Annotated in this window: 8 protein-coding genes; 4 read left to right on the plus strand and 4 right to left on the minus strand. The window is 57.4% G+C overall.

Annotated elements, in window-relative coordinates; translation table 11 throughout:
• Positions 1-56 precede the first annotated feature (56 nt).
• The gene (locus MXAZACID_RS17070; RefSeq protein ID WP_039885774.1) at positions 57-995 is read left to right on the plus strand and encodes a DUF2493 domain-containing protein; all 939 of its coding nucleotides are present in this window, start codon (positions 57-59) and stop codon (positions 993-995) included.
• A 99-nt stretch (positions 996-1,094) separates the two neighbouring features.
• Here the strand turns inward: MXAZACID_RS17070 and MXAZACID_RS18515 are convergent, their stop codons facing one another.
• Positions 1,095-1,328, minus strand: a complete 234-nt coding sequence (locus MXAZACID_RS18515; protein ID WP_083878906.1) for a GDCCVxC domain-containing (seleno)protein — start codon at positions 1,326-1,328, stop codon at positions 1,095-1,097.
• The gene (locus MXAZACID_RS17075) at positions 1,321-1,638 is read right to left on the minus strand and encodes a mercuric reductase (protein WP_039885775.1); all 318 of its coding nucleotides are present in this window, start codon (positions 1,636-1,638) and stop codon (positions 1,321-1,323) included. The genes MXAZACID_RS18515 and MXAZACID_RS17075 overlap by 8 nt, the downstream gene beginning before the upstream one ends.
• Before the next feature lie 170 nt (positions 1,639-1,808).
• On the opposite strand from MXAZACID_RS17075, the gene MXAZACID_RS17080 reads away from it, so the two are divergent.
• The 3 genes from MXAZACID_RS17080 to MXAZACID_RS17085 all read left to right on the plus strand — a co-directional run bounded on the left by MXAZACID_RS17080 (position 1,809) and on the right by MXAZACID_RS17085 (position 3,140).
• Positions 1,809-2,207 (plus strand): helix-turn-helix domain-containing protein, encoded by a 399-nt coding sequence (locus tag MXAZACID_RS17080; RefSeq protein WP_205619867.1) that lies wholly within the window; start codon positions 1,809-1,811, stop codon positions 2,205-2,207.
• 63 nt (positions 2,208-2,270) lie between these two features.
• Positions 2,271-2,600 carry a hypothetical protein gene (locus MXAZACID_RS19910; protein ID WP_205619868.1) on the plus strand — a complete coding sequence of 110 codons (330 nt, stop codon included), beginning with the start codon at positions 2,271-2,273 and terminating at the stop codon, positions 2,598-2,600.
• A 216-nt stretch (positions 2,601-2,816) separates the two neighbouring features.
• Positions 2,817-3,140 carry a DUF736 domain-containing protein gene (locus tag MXAZACID_RS17085; protein WP_008495803.1) on the plus strand — a complete coding sequence of 108 codons (324 nt, stop codon included), beginning with the start codon at positions 2,817-2,819 and terminating at the stop codon, positions 3,138-3,140.
• A 428-nt stretch (positions 3,141-3,568) separates the two neighbouring features.
• On the opposite strand, the gene MXAZACID_RS17090 is transcribed toward MXAZACID_RS17085, so the two are convergent.
• Positions 3,569-5,485: an ATP-dependent helicase gene (locus MXAZACID_RS17090; protein WP_008495804.1), complete on the minus strand. Its 1,917-nt coding sequence runs from the start codon at positions 5,483-5,485 to the stop codon at positions 3,569-3,571.
• Positions 5,485-6,532, minus strand: a 1,048-nt coding sequence (locus MXAZACID_RS17095) for an ATP-dependent endonuclease (RefSeq protein WP_008495805.1), incomplete at its 5' end; no start/stop codon positions are given. The genes MXAZACID_RS17090 and MXAZACID_RS17095, both read right to left, overlap by 1 nt.

Here is a 6,532-nt window from a genome sequence, read left to right on the forward strand (position 1 = left end):
TGGATCGCCATGGAAGGCCGCGATGGGCGCGGGCTTCCGGCAAACAGGAGCATTCCATGACCCGCGATTATGACGATACCGGCTATGAGCCACCGCACGCATCCTCACCCACCGCGCATATTCTCAACGAGTTGCAACTTTATGGCTACCATCCTGGCCAGGAAGAGCCCGACCCGCGGCCCTTGCCAGAAGCGCCGCTGATTGCAGGCGCTGTCGCCGACATCTTTGATGCCTTTGTCGCTACCTTGAGTGACACCCGCCTGGAGCCTGACCTGGAGGAACTGCTCTGGGCCACGGTCAATTTGTTCCACCGCGCAGGTGGGCGGATCGAGCGGCAGCTCGACGATAACGAGCAGGCGCAGAAACGCAGCCAGAAGGAGCAGGACGGCTCGGAGATACGCTCCGTCGAACTTGAACGGCTGACGGCGGAGGGGCAGACATTGCTGGAGCGGCGTGATTGCCTGGAATTCTTCCGCGATCAGGCCGCCGAGCAGTTTGAACGCCATACACGCAACGCCTGGCGCCCACGCTCAGGCTCAATGGTCAACCACCGGGCGCTGACCGCGTCCCTCATCGATAGCCGGGATTTTATTGCCGCCAAGCGCCAGGCACAGATTGCTCCGTTGCTACCCTGCGGCCCCAAAATCGCCTTCACCGGCGGGATGGAATGCAATGACCACATCCTGATCTGGGACAAGCTCGACAAAGCACACGCCAAGCACCCGGATATGGTGCTGCTGCATGGCGGCAGCCCGAAGGGTGCCGAGCGCATTGCCGCCGCCTGGGCCGATGCGCGCAAGGTCACGCAGATTGCCTACCGCCCCGACTGGACAAGGCACGCCAAGGCCGCCCCGTTCCGGCGCAATGACGCGCTGCTGGATGCATTGCCGATTGGCGTGATGGCGTTTCCCGGCACCGGCATCCAGGAGAACCTCGCCGACAAGGCCAAGAAGCTCGGCATTCCGGTGTGGAGCTTTGGGAATGGGGGCGGATAGCCTCAACCTATCCCATTCCATCCATGGTTATCATGATGGTCATTGCCACGATCGTCACGGCGGTGACCATCGGGATGCGTCAGGCGAGCCTGGGTGGCATCAAGCTGGAGTGCAGCACCCGCCTTTACCGTCAGCTGCCTGGATGGGCGGGCAGGGCACCGTGCCGAAGGAGCAGAACACGCAGCAATCGCCATGGTTGGGGCGCAGCAGTACGCCACAGCCTTTGCATTCATAGAAATACTGGCAGGCATCGGTCGGCATTGTTTCGGTCGCCTGGAAGCCGCAATTCGGACAGGTGAGCGTTGATTCCAGAATCACAGATGTTTCACGCATAGAGATAGCCGATCGTCAGCAGGGCGAACCCGGCCAGCAGCGCGACCAGCGTCATGCCGCGCATGGCCGGTTTGGCGCACAGCCCGCCAGGGGCGCAGGCGTCAGCAACCGCCCGTCGGCGCCAAAACAGCGCGGCACCTCCCGCAAGGCAGATGGCCCCGGCTACGAGTAGTGAGCCCCTGTGCGGGGCGGCCAGGGAGGCGATACCGAACAGCCAGGCGGAGCCGATTCCCATTGTCGCCAGCAGGAAAGGCAAACCGCAGCAGGAGGCGACCCCGAATGCCGCCGCAAAGCCGCTTAAAGTGAGCAAGGTGGCCCCTGTATCGCGAAGGGGGCGGGCGGCAGTGGCCGGGCTTGGTTCGTTCAAATTTGGCGGCATGCGGGTGATCTCCTGATTGCGCCGATAAGGGCTACCCGCTCTCCTAACATCTGTAGTAACTACAGACTCAAGGGCTGATGGAGATTGCCGTGCGCCAAGTGATGCAAGATGCCATGCCGATCGGGGAATTCGCGCGGCGTACGGGCTGTGCGATCGAGACGATCCGCTTCTATGAGAAAATCGCCATCCTGCCGAAGCCGCGCCGGCGGGGCCGTTACCGGCTGTACGAGACCGCCGATATCGGCCGCCTTGTGTTCGTGCGGCGCGCGCGGGAGCTGGGGTTTACGCTGGAGGAGGTGCGGCAATTGCTGCGCCTGTCAGGTGCCGGGGCTGACGCATGCGCAGATGTGCGGGAGCTTGCCGCCGCGCATTTGAAAGATGTGCGGGCGCGGATTGCTGATTTGCGGGCCATGGAGCGCGTGCTGGCGGATGCGGTGAAGCGCTGCGATGCGGGAACCGATGCCGCCTGCCCGCTGATTGAGACGCTCACCGCGGCATGATGCTCGCCCGCGCGGCATCACCGGCGGGGTTTGTCGCGGTGTGTATCCGGTTTTTCGTATCGAATGAACGCAAAAGTCGTTGCCCTCGCGCGGCATTATCGTGGATTGGCAGGGTCGGGTGTGCATCTCGACTCATCGCTTGGCCAGAATGATCGCTCCACGGCAAAACGCATGACCATGTGCCGACCAATCCGCTTGTCCATTGATGCGAGGGCAGGGGCAGTGGTGACGCAGCCGGTTATACGCGGCATGATGGCGCAACTGCGTCTGCAAGACAGGTCTCGTGCATCCACCATGGATGATGCCGCTTTGATGAGAACCTCGAGTGTCGCCAAACATCTCCTGAATGCCTGTCCCAAGCCGCGCCACGCGGCCTCTCATTGGCTGATCTGACCGAAGGACGATCGCCTTCCTGCAATGGCGGCCTCCGGCTTTTTTCCCCGGCAGCGATGCTGCCTCCTCGCGGACGCTGCGCTCAAAAAAAGCCAGACCCCGCCATCCTTCGCTTTGCTACGGCCGAACACGGTGCAGGCCGATCGTGCCCCCGGTCAATAGATCGCCATCGAGGCTGCGATGGTCGCGGGCTCGAAACAGCACAGGAGATTTGACATGGCTACCATCGGAACCTTCAAGAAAGCCGGCAATGAAATCCACGGCGAGATTGTGACCTTGAGCGTACAGACGAAGAATGTCCGCATCGTGCCTGAAACCAACCGCAGCAACGACAACGCACCTAGCCATCGTATATTCTGCGGCAGGGCGGAGCTGGGTGCTGGATGGTCAAAACGTTCCGCCGAGGGACGCGATTATATCTCGGTCAAGCTGGATGACCCGAGCTTCAGCGCGCCGATCTACGCCAACCTCTTCGACGATGAAAGCGGCGATGGTTACACACTCATCTGGTCCCGTAGCCGTAAGCAAAACGGGGAGTAACAAACGTGATGAACCCCGCCCGGCGATGCCGGGCGGGGTTTGTTATGTAAATTGGTGGGAACTTTTGGGAAATGTCGATATCGGGAGGAAAAAATTTCGAAACAACAAACGCAGCTTTTTGAAAAAAGCTGCACCAAAAACTTTTGAATAATCAGAGAGGGTTGGCTATGTTGGAGCTGCCTTCTGACAGAGTTTACGAATATTCGCGCCCATTATCAGTCGTAAATGATTTATCTATTCGCGGCGATTCAAAAAATAGCTGCTTTCTTATTGACATCTGCGATTCGTCGGCTCCCATCAATGATTTCGATTATAGGCAGGATAGGCCGAAAGTAGACTGTCTCCTTTGGGATTAACAGCGCGGATAGACGAAACATGCGATTGTTCAGCGACACAAAATTGATGGATATTGGCTTCTGAGTGGCGCCTCAAATAAGCTGCATTTCACGAAGGAACCTGGATGGGGTTTTTGCCCAGCCGCTGACCCTACGAGAGTAAGTTAACGTCAGAGTTTCTTGCGAACGCGTAATTGCGACGAAACAGTTCCGGCGCTCTTCCTGCATATCGCGGCTGTCATCTCCCTTCTTGATTGCAGCCCAACTCGGCAACTGGTCCTCGACTAAGCCCATGACGTAGACGTGGTGGAATTCCATGCCCTTAGCGGAATGGATCGTATAGCAGGGGATACCATTCATCGGCGGCGGCGGCGACTTTGAGCGCAGGTCGAATTCCTGCAACAGCAGATGCAATGTCACTTCTGGGCGCCCGTATTGGGCGCACACATCTCCCACGAGGTCATGCCAGGTCGCCTTCTCTTCGTGGTATTCGTTAAATACGCCATCCGGGTCAGGTTTCGTGTCCGGTAACCCGTCTAGCCAAGCGAACGCATCCTTAAGGAACGCCCAGAAGTCCAGGCGATCAACGAGCTTGCTGATCAGGTCTTTGACGAGGATACGAGCATCAGAGGACAGCCCTTCCCGTGCCAGCACGACATCCGCCCAGCCGCGAAGATAATTTCCATCTCCCGCGCTGGCATGCGCGACGACATCGCTAGCGGCGATGTTGATACCTTCCAAAGAATAGAAACTCTTACAGACCCGGCTAAGCTGCTCGCGGCTGCTTGGGGCGTTCGCGAGCCGCAGAATGGCATGAAGCCATCGAAGCGATGCGCTTTCAAATTCTGTTTTCCGTATCGCAAGAAATCCTGGTAGGCCACTGGCTGTCAGAGCTTCGACAGCGAGATCGAGCAGCTTGCGCGTTCGCGCCAGTATCACACAACGCGAACGGGCCGGCGCCGGCCGGGCAGCAATATCGGAAGCAATCCACACAATTTCTTCATCCACCATATCGAATTGACGCACGCGTATCATGTCACCAGAAACCGTAGTCTTGTGAGCTACAAGTGCCATTTTCTCGGACGAACGACTGAAATTATGCGCAATTAGTTTGTTGGCCAATTCCACAACCGCCGGTGGGCAACGATAATTTTGCGGCAGCTGCAGCAGCTGCATGTCGAACTCGCAACGCAGTGCCCAAAGCCTCTCAGGGCTGGCGCCATTCCACTGGTAAATAATCTGGTCGTCGTCGGCGACAACAAACAAATTTTTTGTCGTCGGATTAACCAGCAGCTGCAATATCTTCGCCTGCGTCAGGTTAGTATCCTGAAATTCATCGACGCAGATATAGGCATAAACACGTTGAATCTGCCGTTGAACGCCGCTCCTTGAACGAAAGAGATTGAGCGCCTCTGCGATCAAGCCTGCGAAATCCAACGTGTTGTTAGCAATCATGAGCGATCGGTATTTCGCGTATATCGCAGCCAGCGTTTCAGGCTCATCCAGCGAGCCACGCGACAGTGCATCCGCCGCCATATCCGGTGCGATGTCATTCTCAATCAACCGATTCACGAGGGGCAGCAGTCTTTCGCCGGTGACGTTCAACCGCGATTGCGATAGGTCCACATCAGAAATCGCCTCATCTAGCAGGGAGTGGCGATCCGTATCCTGCGAAAGAAGCGTAAAATCCGGCCTTAGACCGAGGTGGTGACCGTGCTGGCGTAGAATGTCGGCTGCAAACGAATGAAAGGTAGTGAGCTGCGTGCGTTCGCTCGCATCGGGCACGAGAATCTCGATCCGTTCCCGCATCTCTGCGGCGGCCTTATTGGTGAACGTCAGGCCGAGGATTTTGAAATGTCTACCGGGAGAAGATTCGATCAACCGGGCAATACGGAAAGTCAGGACACGCGTTTTTCCGGACCCAGGGCCAGCAAGCACCAGAAGCGGACCCTCCTGCCACTGGACTGCGGCAAGCTGGTTTTCGTTGAGCGTGTGGAGATTGAGCGCCATCAGCCGTTGCTCCGCGCAAGGGTTTGAGTCTGGCCAATTATGTTGGACAAAAGAGTGGGAACGCCGGCTTTTCCCTGCTTCGCCATCTCATCGACCACAGCCAGCGCGTTTCGTGGCTTAGCATTCTTACTCTGCGCGTCGGTGACTTGTTTCCAATACAACGACGTTCCCTTGGTTGCTTTCACCTGTGACGATTTCTGCGAAGCAACACTGGCCTCATAGATCGACCCGAACCCTTCAATGCAGAGAAATACTTCCATGTCACCATGATCGAGAACCTTAATATGATCGGATGCAGGCCGGCCGTCGAGCTGGGACTTTGCCGACGTTTCATAGCTCAAGCCAGCTTGATCATTATCAGCCACCACAAACCATGCAATTCCGAGTTGATCAGCCAATTTAATAATTTTCTCAACCCCGACCTGAGAAAACTCGATGCACGAAATTCCCTCGGCGTCCAAGTCGCAGCCCAGGATTCGAGCGCATTCCGGCAGCAAAGTGCCTTCTGTCTCGCCTTCGACAAGCAGCCAGCAGCGGGAAAATAGTAAGCTTCCCCGCGACAATCTGACTTGGTAATCGAGCTTGCGGAGCTCTTCCTTTGTGAAGACGCCTTCGCCGATCTGATGGACACGGATTTCACCGTTTCGGCGAGATAGCCGCCGAATCTTGGTGAGCGGTACTCCGGCAAGCAGATCGCCCGAGTGGGTCGTGATGATCTTTTGGCCCGATAGCGTCTGCAGCATCGTACCTACTGCTTTCGCGGCAGACGGGTGCAGATGAGCCTCCGGCTCTTCCAGCGCCAGTAATGGTTCGGCATGTTCACCGTATGACGATTCCAACCGGCTTTGCAGGAATGCGTCGAATAGGCAGATCACTGCAAGGCTTTGTGCGCCGTTGCCGTGACGGGTAATCGGAATGCGCGCGCCGGACTTTGAAGAAAGGCTAATTTGTGTCCTTGAGAGTATATCAAAGATTTTGGTCGGCAGGGCCTCGATCGTCACTGGCTCCCCCGCCCCCAGGGGGATCAAATCAGCGGCTTTCTTTAGC

Source organism: Acidocella sp. MX-AZ02 (genome assembly GCF_000306035.1).
In the GTDB taxonomy this organism is placed as follows: Bacteria; Pseudomonadota; Alphaproteobacteria; order Acetobacterales; family Acetobacteraceae; genus Acidocella; species Acidocella facilis.